The 18,920-nt window shown below is 48.8% G+C and carries 24 protein-coding genes; 22 read left to right on the top strand and 2 right to left on the bottom strand.

Annotated elements, in window-relative coordinates; genetic code table 11:
• Positions 1–5: 5 nt before the first annotated feature.
• The 22 genes from BQ5353_RS08120 to BQ5353_RS08010 all read left to right on the top strand — a co-directional run bounded on the left by BQ5353_RS08120 (position 6) and on the right by BQ5353_RS08010 (position 15,890).
• The gene (locus BQ5353_RS08120; protein WP_071427754.1) at positions 6–434 is read left to right on the top strand and encodes a hypothetical protein; all 429 of its coding nucleotides are present in this window, start codon (positions 6–8) and stop codon (positions 432–434) included.
• A gap of 171 nt (positions 435–605) precedes the next feature.
• On the top strand, positions 606–1,151 hold the full coding sequence (locus tag BQ5353_RS08115) for a stage V sporulation T C-terminal domain-containing protein (RefSeq protein WP_083386448.1): 546 nt from the start codon (positions 606–608) through the stop codon (positions 1,149–1,151).
• A 38-nt stretch (positions 1,152–1,189) separates the two neighbouring features.
• Positions 1,190–1,444, top strand: coding sequence for a hypothetical protein (locus BQ5353_RS08110; protein ID WP_071427752.1), 255 nt, complete (start codon positions 1,190–1,192; stop codon positions 1,442–1,444).
• A gap of 26 nt (positions 1,445–1,470) precedes the next feature.
• Positions 1,471–2,022, top strand: a complete 552-nt coding sequence (locus BQ5353_RS08105) for a hypothetical protein (protein ID WP_143117196.1) — start codon at positions 1,471–1,473, stop codon at positions 2,020–2,022.
• A 209-nt stretch (positions 2,023–2,231) separates the two neighbouring features.
• Entirely contained in the window at positions 2,232–3,260 is a 1,029-nt protein-coding gene (locus tag BQ5353_RS08100) for a sigma-70 family RNA polymerase sigma factor (protein WP_071427748.1), read from the top strand.
• Positions 3,261–3,637: 377 nt separating this feature from the next.
• Entirely contained in the window at positions 3,638–4,555 is a 918-nt protein-coding gene (locus BQ5353_RS08095; protein WP_071427747.1) for a hypothetical protein, read from the top strand.
• A 71-nt stretch (positions 4,556–4,626) separates the two neighbouring features.
• Positions 4,627–5,238: a hypothetical protein gene (locus tag BQ5353_RS08090; protein ID WP_071427745.1), complete on the top strand. Its 612-nt coding sequence runs from the start codon at positions 4,627–4,629 to the stop codon at positions 5,236–5,238.
• A 13-nt stretch (positions 5,239–5,251) separates the two neighbouring features.
• Positions 5,252–5,683, top strand: a complete 432-nt coding sequence (locus BQ5353_RS08085) for a DUF7659 family protein (protein ID WP_071427743.1) — start codon at positions 5,252–5,254, stop codon at positions 5,681–5,683.
• A 46-nt stretch (positions 5,684–5,729) separates the two neighbouring features.
• Entirely contained in the window at positions 5,730–5,960 is a 231-nt protein-coding gene (vapB, locus tag BQ5353_RS08080) for a type II toxin-antitoxin system antitoxin VapB (RefSeq protein ID WP_071427741.1), read from the top strand.
• Positions 5,957–6,364 (top strand): type II toxin-antitoxin system tRNA(fMet)-specific endonuclease VapC, encoded by a 408-nt coding sequence (gene vapC, locus BQ5353_RS08075; RefSeq protein ID WP_071427739.1) that lies wholly within the window; start codon positions 5,957–5,959, stop codon positions 6,362–6,364. The genes vapB and vapC overlap by 4 nt, the downstream gene beginning before the upstream one ends.
• A 263-nt stretch (positions 6,365–6,627) precedes the next feature.
• Complete coding sequence (locus BQ5353_RS08070; RefSeq protein ID WP_071427737.1) at positions 6,628–6,849, top strand: hypothetical protein; 222 nt, start codon at positions 6,628–6,630, stop codon at positions 6,847–6,849.
• The gene (locus BQ5353_RS08065) at positions 6,836–7,867 is read left to right on the top strand and encodes a ribonuclease H family protein (protein WP_071427736.1); all 1,032 of its coding nucleotides are present in this window, start codon (positions 6,836–6,838) and stop codon (positions 7,865–7,867) included. Before BQ5353_RS08070 ends, BQ5353_RS08065 begins: the two co-directional genes overlap by 14 nt.
• 84 nt (positions 7,868–7,951) lie before the next feature.
• A complete protein-coding gene (locus BQ5353_RS08060; RefSeq protein WP_071427734.1) occupies positions 7,952–8,320 on the top strand; it encodes a hypothetical protein in 369 nt (122 codons plus the stop codon).
• A gap of 97 nt (positions 8,321–8,417) precedes the next feature.
• Complete coding sequence (locus BQ5353_RS08055) at positions 8,418–10,295, top strand: ATP-dependent helicase (protein WP_083386447.1); 1,878 nt, start codon at positions 8,418–8,420, stop codon at positions 10,293–10,295.
• A gap of 664 nt (positions 10,296–10,959) precedes the next feature.
• The gene (locus tag BQ5353_RS08045) at positions 10,960–11,757 is read left to right on the top strand and encodes a hypothetical protein (RefSeq protein WP_071427728.1); all 798 of its coding nucleotides are present in this window, start codon (positions 10,960–10,962) and stop codon (positions 11,755–11,757) included.
• A 273-nt stretch (positions 11,758–12,030) separates the two neighbouring features.
• Positions 12,031–12,306, top strand: a complete 276-nt coding sequence (locus tag BQ5353_RS08040; protein ID WP_071427726.1) for a hypothetical protein — start codon at positions 12,031–12,033, stop codon at positions 12,304–12,306.
• Between the two features lie 19 nt (positions 12,307–12,325).
• On the top strand, positions 12,326–12,787 hold the full coding sequence (locus BQ5353_RS08035) for a single-stranded DNA-binding protein (RefSeq protein WP_071427724.1): 462 nt from the start codon (positions 12,326–12,328) through the stop codon (positions 12,785–12,787).
• Between the two features lie 9 nt (positions 12,788–12,796).
• Positions 12,797–13,288 (top strand): DUF7768 domain-containing protein, encoded by a 492-nt coding sequence (locus tag BQ5353_RS12755; RefSeq protein ID WP_143117195.1) that lies wholly within the window; start codon positions 12,797–12,799, stop codon positions 13,286–13,288.
• A gap of 767 nt (positions 13,289–14,055) precedes the next feature.
• Complete coding sequence (locus tag BQ5353_RS08025; RefSeq protein ID WP_071427720.1) at positions 14,056–14,646, top strand: hypothetical protein; 591 nt, start codon at positions 14,056–14,058, stop codon at positions 14,644–14,646.
• Positions 14,643–14,855, top strand: a complete 213-nt coding sequence (locus tag BQ5353_RS08020; RefSeq protein ID WP_071427718.1) for a DUF5348 domain-containing protein — start codon at positions 14,643–14,645, stop codon at positions 14,853–14,855. Before BQ5353_RS08025 ends, BQ5353_RS08020 begins: the two co-directional genes overlap by 4 nt.
• On the top strand, positions 14,852–15,166 hold the full coding sequence (locus tag BQ5353_RS08015; protein WP_071427716.1) for a hypothetical protein: 315 nt from the start codon (positions 14,852–14,854) through the stop codon (positions 15,164–15,166). The genes BQ5353_RS08020 and BQ5353_RS08015 overlap by 4 nt, the downstream gene beginning before the upstream one ends.
• Positions 15,167–15,317: 151 nt before the next feature.
• On the top strand, positions 15,318–15,890 hold the full coding sequence (locus BQ5353_RS08010; RefSeq protein ID WP_071427714.1) for a tyrosine-type recombinase/integrase: 573 nt from the start codon (positions 15,318–15,320) through the stop codon (positions 15,888–15,890).
• A gap of 146 nt (positions 15,891–16,036) precedes the next feature.
• Here BQ5353_RS08010 and BQ5353_RS08005 read toward each other — a convergent pair whose 3' ends face one another.
• Positions 16,037–18,046 carry a hypothetical protein gene (locus tag BQ5353_RS08005; RefSeq protein ID WP_071427713.1) on the bottom strand — a complete coding sequence of 670 codons (2,010 nt, stop codon included), beginning with the start codon at positions 18,044–18,046 and terminating at the stop codon, positions 16,037–16,039.
• A 420-nt stretch (positions 18,047–18,466) separates the two neighbouring features.
• A complete protein-coding gene (locus tag BQ5353_RS08000) occupies positions 18,467–18,904 on the bottom strand; it encodes a phage holin family protein (protein WP_071427711.1) in 438 nt (145 codons plus the stop codon).
• Between the last annotated feature and the right edge of the window lie 16 nt (positions 18,905–18,920).

Below are 18,920 nucleotides of genomic sequence, written 5' to 3'. Positions count from 1 at the left end.
AAAAGATGGCAATAAAAAATTACAGTTCTAAAGTGGATGTCTACACTTCTTTGGGGGAGATTCAGGGTGCGTTGGCCAAAGGCGGCGCCAGGAAGATCATGATCGACTACGACGAAACCGGCGATCCCATTGGCTTGACTTTCGGCCTGCTGGTAGAAGGCCAGATCTTAGGCTTCCAGCTTCCGGCCAACATAGACGGGGTACTGGCCGCCTTTAAGAGAGAAAAAATCAAGGTGGATCGGGAGCAGGCCAAGCGCACAGCCTGGCGGAATATCCGAGACTGGGTGCTGGCTCAGATGGCCTTTGTAGAGGCCGGCAATGTGCAGGCCGACGAAGTTTTCCTCCCTTATCTGACCGATGGGCGAGGTACTACCCTTTACACAGCGTTTCGGAGTGGGCAGCTAGCGCTGCCTGGAGTACAAGAAGTTAAATGAGTTACATAACAAATTAGTAAACGGATCAGCAGTGAACAAGCAAATAAGCAAAATCCGGCTCTGTGCCGGGTGGTTCCGCATTTCACCACCCGACCTTGCTGACGCTAGTCGGGAAGCCAAAGCTGTTACAATGGTTTTGGCACCCGGCAGAGGGCCGGAGAAGGGAGCAAAATGACGATGAAAGCAACAGGTATTGTCAGACGCATTGATAGCCTTGGCCGAATTGTAATTCCAAAGGAGATCCGCAGAAACCTTCGGCTCCAGGCCAATGATCCGATGGAAATTTTGGTGGAAGAGGATCGTGTGATCTTTCAAAAATATTCCCCATTGTTGGATGTTAAATCCTTGGGGGAGAAATACGCGGATGCACTCAGCAAGTTGATGGGCAGGACGATTGCCGTATGTGACACTGACCGAGTAGTTGTTGTGTATGGTTCGCAGCGCCATAAAATTCAGGGACAGGCTGTTTCTAATGATATGGAAACCTTGATGCGGGAGCGGCAATCTTTTGTGTGGGATGGAAAAGAAACGAACCTACTTAAACCCGTAGGCTTGAGAGGTATTGAAGCTATTGCCGCGCTCCCGATCGTAGCCCAGGGAGATCTCTATGGCGCGCTTGTAGTGATCGCGGATGACGCCATGGCTCCCATATCTGAGCAGGAAATGCCATTGTTGACCTTGGTTGTGGAACTAATCGAAAAGGATTTGGAACTCTAAATACTTTGACAAGAAGTATCTGTAAAGGAGAGAGCACAATGAAGAAATTGAGGATCTGCCTTGAAATTCAGGGATTGGCAGAGAACGAAAATGGAGAACCCCGCCCGGCCGGGTTGTGCATTGAGCTGGGAGAAGTTCCAGATGAGGGATTTAAGGAAAAATATGCGCGGTTGATGAAGTCGATCAGCGTCGAAGATGTGCTGAGATTTATCCATTTCGATGAACAGTTTACAGCGTCAGATTGCCGGTTCATCACACCCGAGGAGTATGACGAAAAGTATGGCGATGAGTAAGGATGGTCAAACAAAGGGGGCCAGTTATGAACCATAGATATTGGCAGCGCCCGGCCAACAAAAAAATGATGTTCGTAGTATCAGCAATTATTCTCATTGCAGCGCTCTTTATCATTGCAGGACATATCATGGGAACACTTTTCGGAGCACCTTCCCATAATGACGATTGGGAACACATCACAAGCATCGACCAAATTACCGATGAGATGTTGTCGGACGGATCCTTCAACGGCTCGGCGGCCGGCCTCCTTATCAGCTGCAATCAGTTTTCCAATACGGTATCTTGTTCTTGGAAAAATCTAAACCGTGAAATAAAAGTCTGCCGGCTTTATGCGCACAAAGAAACGGAAATCACCGTCACAGTTGCTCAGGACAATCCCGAGCGGAATTTTGTGGCTGCTATCGCTAAGCAGCATGATCCCGATGGGCAGGTAAATCGACTGAAGGAAGGCACCCAAACCCTTTCTCTCAAGCAAGGTTACAGTTGGCTCATTGTAGCCAGCGTGAACGGAGACAGCAACGGTATTGTTATGACGATTGATGATGAGGGCTCCGGTGTACGTTTGAAGACGGACTAGGCAACACACTTTTAGAAAAAACGGTCACACAGAATGTTCGCTGTGTGACCGTCTTTTTGCGATCTGACAGAATAGCTGCACCTCTCCTATTTCCAAGTGAATTACTTCTCTCATTTTTGACTTTCTCAGTTGGGTTTGTTATAATTTATATACGAGAAATAAAATTTTTTATTCTTTGATATAAAGCCATCGGGAGAGGAGTGTGTGGCATGAAACCTATGGTTAATCAAAGCAAGCGGATCGCCGCACAGCGGTCAGTCCCTTTCGAAAATCAGGTTCAGCTGGTTTTCTTTGATATTCATAAGCCCAACACGGCGATTTATATTATCCCTCAGCCGTCTGCAATGTCAGAGCAGGATCGACGTGCGAAGGTGGAACAGGAAGTACAAAAACACATCGGCTTGGTGCGCAGCTGCATGAAGTCTGTGCATGGTGTTACGTCTTCTAATGAAGATGACATCTATCAGGCCGGTTTGATTGCATTGTGGCAGGCAGTAGAGAATTTTGATGAATCCAACGGCACCAAGTTCTCAACGTATGCCTCTGTTTGCATTCGGCGCGAGATGTGCCGGGAGATTAAGAACGGAAAAGACAAAAATGACCCGATCTGCCTTGATACGCTTGAGCAGGAAGCGCCGGACGAGTACGCCTCGCTGGCGCAGCAGAACCCATTGGTCCTTAGAACCAGTAGCCAAGCAATATTTACTTTGATGTTGAGTATTGCAGATACCCTGAATTCGGAAAAAGAGAAAAAGAGCGTCCAGGCTGTGGCAATGTATTATCAGGGCTATTCTAAGGAGCAGATATTTGAGCGCCTTGGGCTCAAAGGGAATTCCCTGTCCTCTTTCATTTCTGTTGGCCGGAAAGTTCTGCAGCGGCATCCCCGCTTTTGCCGGAGTATTGCAAACACCTGGGATAGAGTGCAGGATAAGGATTACACCGTTGCCCTTCTGGGACAGCCTTTCAAACTTCGTTTGGCTGAAAACATATTCTTCGATTTCCCGACGAGTGGATCCCAATGTTATGAAGAGGTACTGTGCAATCTGATCTCCCAGGATAATGTGGCGGCCTGGCTGCTGAATAAGGTCCGTATCGGAGATTCTATCTGCATTTATGATGGTGACGCCGGCTGCACCTCGCAGCTGACCATGAAGGAGGACACCATAGAAGTTACTTTTGTTTCTCGTACTCACCGAAGCTATCGGAAGTCGAAATGTTCTGAAAAAAGAGCCTCTTAATATGATACAAAAAGCGGTTGGAAATGGGAATAACGATTTTTATGCAGTTTTGCATCATTATCTCACTTGGGCAGATGAAAATCTGTTGAGAAAAGAGAACAGATAAATTTTGCAGAGTAGTTGACACGATACAAAAAGCGGCATATACTTCAGGTATTCCATGAAAGTATCCGCTGCTCACCGAAGCAGTAAAGTAAGGCCTCCTGTCCATGTTGACAGCTGGCCGGTGTGAAACCTAACGGCACGATTGCGCCCTTTTGGGCACGACCGTGCCTTTTTTATTGCCAATTCAAGGTTAGCTTCCCTTTGGTCGAGGGAGGCTGCCTTTTTACATAGAGAAACGAATTTTAACCAAAAAGCGAAAGGAGCAAAAAACCATGAGTCACTTTGCAGTAGCAGTCATTTCTAAGCATCCAGAGGATGTGGAACGGCTTTTGGCACCCTACCAGGAAAACAACATGGGCGATTGTCCCCGTGAATTTCTGGAGTTTGTGGACGCTGAAAGGGAAGAAAAGGAAGTTTACGAGACAAAATTTGCCCGCCGGATTCAAACACCGGATGGTAAGCTGCTTTCCCCATGGGATAAGGCTTTTCTGAAAGAGGAAAAAGAATTCGGCAGTACATGGGACGATTATCTGATCCCGCCTGATTGCAAAGAAGTCCTCGTAAGTTACAAGGAGCTGTACCCGACTTTTGAGCAATATATGCGAGATTGCTGCGGGTACGACGAACCTGATCCCGAAACTGGCCGCTTCGGATATTGGGAGAATCCCAATGCCCGTTGGGACTACTGGCGGATCGGCGGACGTTTCCGCGGTTTGCTCAAGGCCTCAAGGGGCTATAAGGCAGATCCTTCGTGGGAATTCCTTATGGGCGATGGCAGCCTCAAGCCACTGGATGAACCGGACCGGTACGACCAGGCCCAGATCAAAGACATTGACTTCACAATGGACCAGGCGCTTTATGACAAGGCGATTCGGTTCTGGGAGGTCTATGTGGATGGTGAACCTCTCAAAGAAGGCGAAGCTCCAGAGGGGATGGATGGCTACTATCGGCCGGAATATTACCGCGATTTCTATGGAACAAAAGAGGCCTTTGCCAAAGAACGAGCCAGCTTCCAGCCCTGGGCATTTGTAACGCCGGATGAAGGATGGCAGCAAAAAGGCCAGATGGGCTGGTGGGCCACCCACGATGGTTCTCAGGAGTCATTCCAGACATTTTCCGAAGCGTGGGAACATGTTTTGGCAAATATAGACCCGGAGTATTTCATCACAATCGTGGATTGCCACATTTAAAGAAACAATTAACGAAAAGAGCAGAGAATCCGCTTCAGGGTTCTCTGCCCTTTTAATAAGGAGAAATGATTATGCCTAACAAAGATAGAACACCTTCTAAAGTGCTCCAGGTTCAGTTTGCCGAGAATATGGGGGCTGAAGACATCTACCGCAGCCCCCATACGAAACTGCTTTATGCCCGGATGCCCATGGCTTCCAGAGAAAAGGTCAACTGGGCCACGATCCACAATCGGCTCAACAGCCACGAGGCGGACTGGCCTTTGAAAGAAGGAACCACTATTCAGGTGCTTGACTCCACCGGCCGGCTCCTGTTTGAGGAAGTAATGGGGCCTGAATTGGGGGATGGCGCACTGAAGACGGGGCCGTTTAGCTATGAGGATGAAAAGCGCATCGCTGAGGCTTTTGCAGCTCAGCACTGCCTCTACTCTTACGAGCAGTGGAAAGGGTATGTGCTGGAGGATTACATCCGGTTTGACTATCAGGGATATGCGGACAACTGGCTCTTTTCTGAGACGGAGCGGCTGGAGATCTCCACCATCCAGAAAGAACAGAGCCTGGGACGTGAACTGGAAATCCGCAAGGATCGCTATCGTCATCGTTTCAGCAAGAAGACCTGGGATTTTTACAGCCTGGTGGACAGCCACACACTTGATATACTGGAAATCTGTGGGTACTTATGGTAAAGGAGAGAAAACAATGAACCACTATATTGAAATGAAACACCGTCAGCAAAAAGAAGTAGAGGCTTTCCCAATGGCATTTGCCTTTGGGCAGAAACAGTTTGAGGAAGCGATGAGAAAGCTGGGGCTGGATCCGGCTGAAACGGATCGGGTCTGTTCCCTCTTCGGCGCCGGCGACATCTTCCGTAAAGAGGATGTTCCCGCCTACCTGGAGATGTCTTCCCGCCACCGCGATGAGCTTAGGCAGGCGATCGCTGCCGATAAAACCGGAGATGGATTCATCTTCGAAATGTTCGACCGTGAGCTTGAGGATCATGAGTTTTCCTACACTGGGGATGTAACGGACACGCTCAGCGCTCTGGGTATCTCACCTCAAGAACTGAATGCAAATCCCGCTCTGCGCCACGGGCTGGAGAAGGCCTGTAAAAGCCAGATCATTCAACCTTGACATGAAGTATATATTCTGATATATACTATATTAGGAGGTGGTATGAATGGATACCGCAAAAATTTTTGAAAACGGGAAGAGTCAAGCCGTGCGCCTGCCAAAAAAATTTCGTTTTTCTGGAGATGAAGTTTATGTACAGCGCATCGGGCAAGCCGTCGTGTTACTCCCGAAAGAAGCAGCCTGGCAAACCTTTATGGATGGCTTGAACAGCTTCACCAGCGATATTTTTGAGGATGGGCGAGATCAGGGTGTCCAGAAGGAGCGCGAAAGCCTATGACCTACATGCTGGACACAAACATCTGCATCTACGCCATCAAAAATAAGCCAGAGCAGGTTTTGCGGCGGCTGAAAGACAATCTGCCAAAAGGGCTTTGCATTTCTGCAATTACCTTGGCGGAATTGGAACATGGCGTAGAAAAAAGCGTCAATCCAGAGAAGAACCAGATGGCGCTGATCCAATTTTTGGCCATTCTGGACATTCTACCTTTTGACGATCTGGCAGCTGCTGAGTATGGAAATATCTGCGCCTACCTACAAAAGCGAGGTACGCCTATTGGAACGATGGATATGCTGATCGCCGGGCACGCCAGAGCTGAGGGGCTAATTCTAGTAACAAACAATGTTCGTGAGTTCATGCGCGTCCCGAATCTGGGCATCGAAAACTGGGCAGAAGCAGAATAAGAATTTTGGTTGGTAGTTGACACGATACAAAAACGGGAGTACACTCTATGTATTCCATGAAAGTATCCGCTGCCCACCGAGGCAGTAAAGTAAGGCCCCCTGTCCATGTTGACAGCTGGCCGGTGTGAAACCTAACGGCACGATTGCGCCCTTTTGGGCGTGACCGTGCCTTTTTTATTGCCAATTCAGGGCTTCTTCCCGGTCAGGAAGGAACCCTTTCAGATAGAAAACCAAAAACCCAAAGAAGGAAAGGAGCCATTAACATGAGCACCAAAGACTACCATCCGCCTGGATTTAGAAAAATCAAAGGACATTTTATCGGCGTTCGCAACGGGAAGGTTCAGAATCTTTCCGGAAAAGCCGGTATTCTCTGTGAAGAACCGGAAGCTGGATGTGCTACTTTGATCGTAGAAAGACAAAAGATCACCATGCCAACCGATAGGCTGGTGAAGCCAAGAGGAGGCAAAAATCGTGAAACAAAGTAAAGCTCTGTATTGCCTGACTGTCGGTTATATTACCGGTGCCAGCCTGAACAAGACCCATAATTATGATTTGGTGAACAATGGGTATTCCCTGCGTGTGCAGTTTACCCCTATTACGTTCGTCAAACTTGCAGATCTGAACCAGCCGATTCACCATGCCGGCCAGACCTATTTCTTTGGCCACTCGCCGCAAGAGCTGTATAAGATCGCGGCAATGACCAAAAAAGATCTGGAAGACGGCCTGGCTGCAGAACTAAATTGGGTCAATGTCACCCGTAAAAAGCTGCAGTCCAACTGGGCTAAGCTGGCCGATCTGGTTGCAGAGGAGATGAAAGAAGTGGAACGCAGCGGCGGAGCCCCGGAAATCCCGAAGCCCGCCAATACCGCACTTCCTGCCACTCCGCCCGCTATGGTTGGAGATGAGGAGCCGCTGGCTGCAGTCCCGGAGCCTGTTATGGCTGGGCCTGTAAACAACACAGAGCCGGTTTCCGGCAGCGTTGAGCGGCGGGTTCACGACTTTCGTATCTATGCAGCCGCCTCCAAGACCTTCCACAAGGGCAGTAAATCCGTAGGATACTTCGCCAGGATTTTGGATTGCTCTTCAGGGCAGGTCAAGGAGATCGGGAAAAGCGGTTATACCGACGATTTTGGGAAGATCCTGATCCGTGCACTCAAGGAAGCCTTTGAAGCTGATGTGATTCCCCCTTCCAGCAAGGCCGAACAGACAAAAGTGACGGTCTATACCGCCAATGAGTTTGTGGCCAATATGTTCGCCAAGGGCTACCTGCGGTCGTACGCACGGAAGAACTGGGCGAAGAAGGACGGAACAACAATGGCTCATAAGGAACTGTGGGAAGCGATCTGGAACCGGACGTCCCACATGCTTGTAACCGGAGTCCTTTGTGAACCTGATGGCGCTGACCTGAAGGATTGTACCCAGAAGGCTCGGGCGCTTGCGGAAGAGGACTATAAAAAGCGGTACGATCTGATCGGGCCATCTCAGCAGCAGAAGCAAATCTAAAGAATATTCCTTATTTGTGCGCATAGCAAAAGTGTTATGCGCATTTTTACGCCTAAAAAATGATAATAAGAAAGGATAAAAACCATGACACTGAATAACATTTTTGACATTGAAAAGAAAGAATCTATCGTAAAGCGGAGCGCCACTGCCTCCATGGATGAAAAACAGAGCGTAGAGAAAGAGCGCCAGGCGGCAGCTGCAAGTTTGGCCGGCTTCCAAATGAGCGTTGTTTCTCAAATCGCTTCCAAGGAGCAGTCCCAGGCGGTCTACAATGAAGTTTCCAACACCGATACGGCAGTAGAAACCGTTTTGAAGATCCGCAGGCTGATCCGCAGCGGCATTGCCCACGCAAACGCAAAGACCGGCACAAAGCTGGATCGGAACACCATTACCGTATTGGAGGGCAGCATCAGGAATTTTGATCAGGAGATTAGAATGCCTGTTGTGAAGTAGCCCTTCCCCAAAACGCCCGGCATTTTACCGGGCGTTTTTTGTTGGGATTTTTGAAAAATTCACTATATATAGAGTAGAGACTAAAAAGCAGGAAAGGGTGAATGAAGTGGAATTGAACGCCAATCAGTTGGCAGCCGTAAATCACTTTGACGGACCGTGCTGCGTGATCGCCGGCGCTGGCAGTGGCAAAACCGCCGTATTGGTGGCCAGAGTCAATGCTCTTTTAAACCGAGGGGCGCGCCCCCAGCGGATATTGGCCATCACCTTCTCACAAAAAGCTGTGGGGGAGATGCGGGAACGTATTTTTCTGCGTCCCAGTGCTCAAAAAGTCTGTATCAGCACCTTCCACGCGCTGGGGCTCAGTATTCTCCGAAACAGTGGATATACGGAGGACAGAACGCTGATGCGGGAATATCAGAAGATCCGTTTTATTGAAGATGTCATGAAGGGGACCATCTTGGAAGAACAAAATGCGGCGCCCAAGCATATTTCTTCCACGATCGGGATCCTGAAAGGTACATTGCGCCGGCCGGAGGAATGCCTGGCGCAAAAAGGTCTTCCCTCAGACCTGGCTGCTATTTACCAGGTTTATCTTGCCTATGAAGCCTTTAAGGCTGAAAACGGCTACTATGATTTCGATGATATGACCGATCTGCCTGTCTACCTTCTTCGTGAAAATGCAGCCCTTCAGGCCGAGTGGAAAAGCCGCTGGGACTTTATCCTGGTGGACGAGTACCAGGATACCAATCCAGCACAGGATGCGCTGCTGCGCTTAATCACTCCGGCCGGAAACAATGTTTTTGTTGTTGGAGACGATTGGCAGAGCATCTATGGGTTCCGCGGCGCGGATGTAAAAAACATCCTGACATTCCCGACCCGTTTTCCGAACACCCAGACCGTATACCTGGATACCAATTATCGTTCCACGCCGGAAATAGTGGCGGCCTCCAACGCATTGATTGCAAAGAACCTCCATCAGTTTTCCAAGGATGTGAAAGCCAGTCGTCCCAGCGGTTCATCGCCTTCGTTTATCCTCTATGAGGACGAAAAAGCCCAGGCGGACGGTGTGGCTCGGAAGGTAAAACGTCTGGCCGAATCGGGTGAGGAATATGAAGAAATGGCGATCTTGTACCGCACAAACGCTTCTTCCCGGGTATGTGAGGAGGCGCTTTTGCTTCGCAACATTCCTTTTAAGGTACAGGGCGGACGCTGCTTCTGGGAACAGCCGTATGTCATGGATGTGCTGGATTATCTGAATTTGGCCGTGAATCCCGATGAGTCAGACGCCCTCCTTCGGGTGTTGAACCGGCCAAACCGGTACTTTGGGAACGCCTTTCGGGAGGCCATGACGGCATATATGGGCCAAACCGGCGCCAGTGCGAGAAAAGCTCTGACGAAAAATCCCCTCGCTCTGGAATGGCGATACCGTAAAAATGCCGACCGCCTTGCCTCTCAACTGCTCTGGCTGAACCGAAATGCCAATTCAGACCTTACAGCTTTGCTCCGTTACATCTACGACGACATCGGTTACAGAGATTTTTTGAAAACCGATGCTGCGGAAGAACTGTATGAAGAACGGATGGAGAGCGTTGAGGAGATGCTATCCCTTGGAGAGCAATTCTCCACAGCTGAAGATCTCCTGGATTATGTAGAATTGCAGCGGATGGCATACCAGCAGAATGCTCAGCGAGAAGATGCTGTCACGCTCTCCACGATCCATCGGGCCAAGGGGCTGGAATTCCGGCATGTCTTCCTGGTCTCCTGTGTGAACGGTGTCATCCCCCATAAAGACGCGGAAGATCTTGAAGAAGAACGTCGCATCCTTTATGTCGGAATGACGCGGGCCACCGACGATCTGGAGCTCAGCGCCGTGCGGTTTTTGCACGAGCACCCCGCATTCGTCAGCCCCTTTATCACCGACATCAAGGATTTGCTGAAGGTGGAAAATGCGCCGGCGCCTCTGCCGGTGGATTGAAAATTTCGTGAGGACATGTATAATAAATCAAGGGGGATTTGCAATGTTGTGGCACACGGCGGATTTTAAACAACCAGAAACATGCGTGTTATGCCGATTTTGCTGGGATGACATAGAAGAAACCATTCTTTTGCAGCCCTCCCCGAATGCGCTGCGAGCTGGTATGGTTCCACGCTGGGAACAGGCTAAAGCGCTTTGCAGCCGCTGGGGGACCCACTCCTGTGGTTCCAGGGCAGAAGCAGAACGGATCATCCAGGCAAGTCTCCCTGAAATCTGGGAACAGTGGAAAGGGAAAGAGATCTGGATAACATAAAACAATTCCTTTTCATCAGAACAGCAAAAGAGCCCTTATGCACCAACTTGCATAAGGGCTCTTTTCTTTTTGTCCAAACAAGAAAGCCGCCCTTTCGAGCGGCTTTCTTGTAAGTGCTTACATAGAAATCTTTTAACCAAAAACCACAAAAGAGGAACAGACAAATGGTAAGTGTATCTCTATTTGTGATAAAGCGAAAGGCCGGGACTCGGTTGGTCGGACCGTTTTTAGCGCCCCTTTCTTTCAATTATTATTATAGCTTCTCTTTCTATGTTTGTCAAATTGCAGCGTACTTTTTTGGTCGTAAATTTCAAAAAATTTACTATATATTAAGTAGAGGAGGCGAAAATCATGGACAAGCGTGAATTTGATTTGAAAGTAAAGGAAATCCATGAAGAAGTTGACCGGCTTAGCAGTATCGTTGAAGACCCTGCGCGGATCCTCAGCGAATTTTACGACGCATATAAGCCGAATCTTCTGCAAAAGACCTTGGAGTTTTTGGGTTATGCGGAAGATGAACTTTATGAAGTCCTGATCCAGCAGATTGGGAAACTGCCGGCATTGGCCAACTGCAAGATCACACGGGCCAGTGATAAGCCGCTGTCACCTCTGCGGATCTGTTACCGCGATCCACAATTTGAGTTGATGGTCATTGACATCAAGGCACACCGTTATGAATCCACCTATGAGTCGGTGGCCAACGGATTGCGGTATCGGCTGCGGGATGCCGAAAAGCAGCAGAAGACAGCTGAGGACAACGTAAAGGAGATGCGGGAACTGGAAAGCCGTGTGCGCACTATCTGTGCCGGCGAGATCCCTCTGAAAAAGACTTCCTTTAATAAGCGCGGGGCCCTTAAACGCTATCTCACTGGCTTGGGCTGGTATACACGGGAGGACGCCACCCGTGCCTGTGACAATACGGAAGGCTTCCTTCGAAATATCCAGGAGGAAATCGACAAGCGGCAGTCGATCCTGGCCGAGGCCCAGCAGGAATACTCTGCCTGTGCGGCGGCCAAAAAGAGCTTTGAGGACAACCCGTATCTGCAGAATGCTGTCAAGGATCTCACCGAGCTGTTGCAAAAGAGTGGTTACATCAGCCGTCAGAACCTCATGTATACCGAAGAGGCGAAAGGCGGAAGTGAAAATTGATAATGATGCTTGGGGAAAAGCCCTTGACACGATACAAAAACGGGGGTACACTTCAGATATTCCATGAAAGTATCTGCTGCTCACCGAAGCAGTAAAGTAAGGCCTCCTGTCCATGCTGACAGCTGGCCGGTGTGAAACCTAACGGCACGATTGCGCCCTTTTGGGCGTGACCGTGCCTTTTTTTGTGAAAATTCAAGGACCTTCTATACCAAGTAGGTTCTTTTCCTATAGATGTCGATGAAACCTTAACCAAAAACAAAAGGAGGATACAAAATGATTATTGTATCACAAAACAAAAAAACCATCGTCAATTTTGATTCCATCTTTAAGGTGGACGCTGCACCTGGCACGGTCATGGGGGAAACCGAGATCAAAATCTTCTATTATGGTGTCGGCAGCCATAATCGCACGATTGCTACATACCGTTCTGAAAAGCAGGCTCAGGTTGTCATGGAAGAAATGATCCGCACCATTTCCGAGGGAAAAAGCGTCTACCGCCTTCCTCCGGATGACCCGGATGGAGCCTTGGATTGCGGCGAGATTTATTAAAGTACAGGAGGAAAAAACTATGTTTATGAAGAACATTTTTCACGGCCGTCTCACAAAGGATATTGAACTGAAGAAAACCAACAGCGGCATTTCCGTCTGCCGGTTCCAGCTTGCCTGCGATCGCTATGCCGGCTCAAAAAAGGGGACGATCACCGAATACCCTTCTTTTGTTGCCTGGCAGAGTGTCGCTGAACGTCTGGCCAATAACACGCAGAAAGGAAGCGAGCTGCTGATCGAAGCGCAGTACACTTCCTATAAAAAAGAGATCGAAGGCCAGCAGTATCCCATCACCATGGTGGAATTTGAGGTCCAGAAGTTCGAGTTCTGTGGCAGCAAGAGGGACAGGACAACCGGAAGCGAATCTGCTCCGGCGGCTACAGCTGCGCCCCGCACTTCTTCGAACGATCAGACCCGCTATGTAGCTCCGTCCCTGGATGATTTCCAGGAAATCGACGGGGACGAAGATGACCTGCCCTTCTGAGGTATTGCTATGAAAAAACATCATTTTCATCAAGGGCATCCATTAGAGGTGATTTGGTCCGAAGCAGCCGCAACGCCGTTTGTCGGTTTGTGGTGCCATGCGTGCAACCGGTATCTTGAAATCAGAGAGTACCCAACACAAAGCCTGGTGTTTTATGTTGCCTCTCCATTGTCTGCGGCAACACCGGAAGCTGTACAGGCTAATATGGCTGCTGCAGAACGCTACGAAGCCGAGGTCGGCAAGCTGATGGCTGCTGATTTCCCCGGAGAACAGGTCTATGCCTATGCTCCACACACCTCGCTGCCCAACGAGCTGGATGATTCCGATCCAGCCTCTCGGGAAGCTGCGATGGCGTTTGACTTTGAAGTGCTACGCCATTGCTCCGGCCTGGTAATCTGTGGGCCGGTGATCTCGGCAGGGATGCAGCAGGAGATCGAATTCGCAAAAGAAAATGAAATCCCGCTTTATCGCTTTGATGGCGGACAAATCGAGTTCATGTAATTAAACAGGAAAGGTGCTTTCGCCGAGAGGAGAAAGCACTTTTCTGGGTTCGGAAATTTAGTATACCACTCTTTAAAAGCCACCTGCGGGTGGCTTTTTTCTTTTTGCGAAAATGAGGAGGGAAATACCTTAGCAAGTTGTTGACACGATACAAAAATGCGTCTACAATTTAAGTGTATTCCATGTAATACTTTCCTTGCCCGGTAAAATGGGTGAGCATGGCGGCCCTTCCTGTTGAGAACACTCCAGGAAACCGCAAATGGACCGGCGAGAATGTGGGTCGCTTCCAAAAAGCGCATAACTCCGTCTCGTTAATGTATTTTCCCTTTCGTCTCCTGAACAGAGCGTGAACATCCTTTGCGCTGTGTTCAGGAGACGCAGCAACACCCCCCACCATGCCGGGGCTGAACGGGTAACACCGTATAAAGTTCGCATGGCCCCTCCTGTTCGCATGGGAGAAGAGGCACCGGCCTGGGTTTGATGCGAAATCCCTGCCCGCTCTGGGATCAGGGCTCTATAGCCTGAAAGCGGGATTGTTGGATTCCTTTTATGCAATGTGTGATTTGGAGTGTGCAACCAAATCACGGCAGTGAAAGCACCTGACTGCACAGCAGGTGTGGACACTCCAAACGACCAATTCGGGAGCGCGCCGAATTGGTCGTTTTTTTTATTTTTTTTACTATATATTAAGTGAAGAGATTAAATATATTAAGTGAAGAGATTAAATGTATTAAGTGAAGAGATTAAATGCAAAGGAGGATCGAAATTTGGAAATCAGTGACCTGAGCAGAGATGAACTGATCCAGTACCTTCAGGATTTTGTAGAAGGTATGGAGAACCATGATGACCTTTCAGAAGAAGAACGGGATTTTGTGAAGCTCCACAGAAAGGTTATCTGGGAGCTGTCTCATGACCGTATTTATAAAGTGAGCACAGCGGATCTCAGCCACATCAATACTACCGGGCTTCGCGAATTTGACATCCAATATTTTGCATCGCTCGGCGCCGCGAAGAAAGAATTGAAAAAACGGGTGGAGGCGCTGGCAGCCAATCCGTTTGTCGCCGGTCCCGATGAAGTGCAGAGCCTTGGCGTGAAAGCCAGTATGGCGCCGGATCTGGTACAGAGCGTGATCACCAATTCGGATGTGAAATTAGAAGCGCCGGGGCGTTTTAAGTTTTATGAAGTGCGGATGTTGCAGAACGGCCAGATCATTCCCGTCCAGTTCATCCTGACCAATGTGCATGTGTCCCCGGCTGGATTTCAGGATGTGAGTCCTCATCAGTCGAGCCGTCCGGCCAATGAACAGCATGTAGCAAAAATAATTCCGTTCAACCAAATCGGGAGGAGCTCATTATGAAACAGGGAACTTTGATCTATGACCTCGCAACGGATCGGTACGACATTCGCTTTGATCTTGGCTGCTACTACGGCGGCCTGCACTGCGGGGAATGCTTTGATGTCCTGATTGATGGCGAGTGGAAGCCCACTCGGATCGAGATGGCTGATGACTGGTATCTGGTCGGAATCCGAACGGACGATCTGCAGGAATTGAGGGTGAGAATATGATAGAACCAATGTCAAATGAGGAACTGCGAGAAAAAATTAGACAGGTGCAAGAAATTTTCGGATTACGATTAGTCGATCGATTGGGCGGTAAACCGGTGCCACTCCATACTGGTGATGCCATCTGGTACGCTGATTTTGATTCAAAACAGATCGAACCCGGTATTATTTTTGCCACCATATACGAGGACGAACAGTTGATTTTATCCTTGGTAATATTTGATAATAACGGCTTTTATCATTTTGAGGGCGAAGCCTTGAACAAATCTGTTTTCAAAACTAAGAGCGAAGCAATTTCGGCGATTCAGGGCTGAAATTCCATCCCAATTCAGGATTGCGTTTTTTGATGAAAATACGCAACGCAAAATCAAGCAATGAAGCCATTCTTCAAAAACGGCCGAAAAAACGGCGAAAAATACGCAATTTAGGCCGCGAAAAAACGCAATTTTATCAGGAGGTGACTTTATGAACAAACGGACGGTGGCGCTCACCGCCGAGCAGTATGTCGAGATCATCAAGACGATCCAGGAAGGATTTCTGGATCACCGGCCCAATCCACGAGTCGCGGCCGCGCTGGTAGTGGAGGCAAACCTGGGTGTGCGGATCTCCGACATCTCCCGTAAGCTGACCCTCAGCAACATCATCCGGGATGGCAGACGGTATCGGCTGGACCTCATTGAGCAAAAGACCAAAAAGAAACGGACCTTTACCGTCCCGGTGGAACTCTACACCTATCTGCAGAGCTACTGCATCGAAAACAAGATTGGGGCCGATGATGTGATCTTCCCGATCTCCGAGCGGACGATCCAGAACCACCTGGCCATGGTGTGCGACTATCTGGGGCCTGGGTATGAAAACATCAGCACCCACTCCTTTCGCAAATTCTTTGCCACCAGTATCTATAATGAGAACGGCAAAGACATTGCTCTGGTTCAGCGGCTTCTGCAGCACTCGTCGCCGGCGACAACCCAGCGGTACATTGGCATTGAACCGGAGCGTATCGAAAAGGCGCTGGAAACCCATCTGAATCTGCTTTGAGAGGAGGAAAGAAAGGCAACAGTATGCCAACTATGATTTCGAGTACATCACAGTTAAGAAAAATGACTTAATATGTTAAAATCAACAATAAAAAAGAGAGTGAACGAAAATTCACTCTCTTTTTTGTTTCCAGAACGCCAAGCAAATTACCGGCCTGTGTCGGGATTGTACTTGTCGTCTTCACTATTAGGCTTATTGGGCTTGTTGATGGAAGAACTGTCATCCATCTGGTCCACAGTCTTGAGTTTCTTATCCGAGATAGCATAGGATGTCAGGTGTCTGGTACGGATCACCCAGGCTTCCTCGTCATCATCGTAGTAAGCACCAGAGATTTTCTTGGCGCCCTTGGAGGTCACTTCGTAGATGTAGCTATCCTCATCGGCATAGATATACAGCGTACCGGTCCGATTGGTGGTAGGCTCTGCCTCAAAGTTGATGAAGTCGATATTGGCGTGATCGTAGTCAGAAGCAAACTCCCGGTTGAATTTGGTGTTATAAGCCAGGTTCAACTTGCTCTGGCTGCGGGCGTTAAAGATAAAGTAGGCGTCATCGCCAAACTCTACCTCAAACTCATCGCTGGCATCGTCTCCAAAGTCCACAACAGCGCGCTTGCCGGGTTCGATATAGACATAATCATAGTATTCGTCATCCATATCAGAGTCCGCATTGCTCAGGGTAATATCTATATCAATCGTGTTTTCCTCAGCTTCCCTGCGGTTGGTTCCGATTCCGAGATCACCTACAATATCCACATCCCTTGTAGTGGTGGACCGCCTGGTAGAAATCTTCAGCCAGTAATGGTATCCAGAGTCTGTAACATAACCGTCATAATCGCCGGTGGGGTTGCGGGAATAAGCGGCAACAGCCGTACCATCGCTGATATTGTCTTTTCTGGTCATACTGTCCAGTACCCCCTGAACAGTTGCAGCAGCTGCGGCCTTGGCTTCTGTTTCGGTCAGCCTCTTTCCATCTACAATATAGACGGTTTCTTCAAAAACAGGCTCTACCAGGCCAGAGCGGTCCAAATCGTCATAGACGCTATCCTTGTCAGCACCAACAAGCGATGTATAACCGGCATCGGAAGCCTGCTTGAAGTATCCATTCAGCCCGGTTTCTACATCAACTGTTGTATTAGAGCCGTTTTCTGTCTTATAGTAAACAGTCTCATTTACCGCTGTATAACCAACCTGCTCTGCAAATACATCGGAAGTCATTCCTGCATTCAGGATAAGGAATTTTGAATTTTCGGAGTTGACATATACCGAGCTGGTATCCACGCCATTCATGCTCAGATACTCAAGCAGTGTTTTAACATTGGGATCATCTCCCTGGCTTTCTGCCAGCGAGCCGAACCCTCCGATGTACTGTTCAACGGCGTACAGCTCCCCATCGGCTGCTGTATACTGATGCCAATTTGCACTTTCCAAGGCTTCTTCTTCAGTTAAGAACAAAGTCTTACCGTTCAGATACCCCTCTGTGGTCGAGTCGGGCAAGGCGCCAAAGCCAATCTCTCCGTCAATGGTGTGATACTCCCGCCACTGATAAATTCCATCGGTAATTGCGGCATTGGCCACTTCATCCGTGGAAGTATAAGTATTGCCATCATAGCGATACTTTTTTCCCGATTCCTCTACAGAATAGCCGTTGAAAATTTCCTGTTCAGCCGCAGCCCGTTCTGCCTCAAGTGCTTCTTTGGCCAAAGCCAGCAGCGTATGATCGTAGGTCTTGGAGGTGGAGAAGGTCACATTATCGAAGGCTCCAATCCCGGTGCCAAAGATCTCATAGATCTTAGCCGGCGCCTCAGCCTCTTTCCATTGCCCTTTCTTGTGAACAATCTCTACATCCTCAACCCAGTTCTTGCCAATATCCCAGTAATCATAAACATACAGGCCATTGACATCCCTGGTGCTGAAGTTGCCCTGGTACTCCATCAGTGAAAGATAGATGTCATCGCCGGGAGCAAAATCACCGGGGGCCGCCGCACGGATAAATCCATCCTCGTCCATCATGTAGAGGTCATCTCCGATGGGACCAGCATAGAAGTTCAAAACCTGGTCGTCATCGACCTCGCCTGGCTGTACGGCAAACGCCACGCTTGTAGTAGCGCTGGTCATTAAAGCAGCCAATACCATGGCTGTTATTCTTTTCACTTTCATGAATCTTCCTCCTTATGGATCATTCAAGTGAATCTGGAAAGACTTTCTATCTTGCCGGAAGAGCATTCTTCCAGCAAACTCTATATGCCGCTTTCCATTAAAGCATTTTGAAGGATAGCCTTTTCAAAACGGGGCTTGCAGAGAAGATTATCCTTCTATATTCATTGTAACAAAAAACCGCTTACAGCGGTACACAAAAAAAGAGCCAAACTTCACTGTACATATTTAACATATTCGTCCATTTATTTTTAACTTAAAAGTAAAAACATTAAAATTATCTCCTGTACCATGTTGCACTTTGCCCCATTTCCCGTCTTTATATGTGAAAGAGATTATGGCGAAATTCTGCTGTACGAAGGTGGTGGTCAGCATGTCGATCCCTTAAAACAAAAACGGCCCATTTCATACAGGTCGTTTTTGTTATTCTTTCTGATCTTGATCCAGGCCGTCCTTCGCGGCGGCCAGAGCGGCCGAAAGAAACTTCGGCATCTTCACGCCGCAGGCGATCAGGTTCTCACAGATCGAAATGCACTCGTTGATCGCTATGTAGAGTGCCAGAATGCGCCCCACCGGCGAAGATACGGTAATTGAAACAACACCGAGTCCGGCTACATAGTCAAAGAGCACATCCAGACAGATGCCGAATACCAAGGCCGCCAGCATGGCTGCCTTGCGCCAGAAGCCCTTGTAGCCGGTGTCGCTATTGATTTTGCCCTGGATCTTCGCTTTGGCAAGGCCGGTAGCCAGGTCAATAAGAATGAAGGTACAGCAGAGCGTCAGGATCAAGCCATAATTCTCTGCCAACGCAGCCAGTGCGCCACAGAAGCCAGAAAGGGCAATCTTCACTTTTTCGTCCATTATTCATATCACCTCA

Origin of the sequence: Merdimmobilis hominis, assembly GCF_900104615.1 — a bacterium.
In the GTDB taxonomy this organism is placed as follows: domain Bacteria; phylum Bacillota; class Clostridia; order Oscillospirales; family Ruminococcaceae; genus Merdimmobilis; species Merdimmobilis hominis.
The sequence above is the reverse complement of the archived record's forward strand: the minus strand, read 5'-3'. Positions and strand labels throughout refer to the sequence as shown.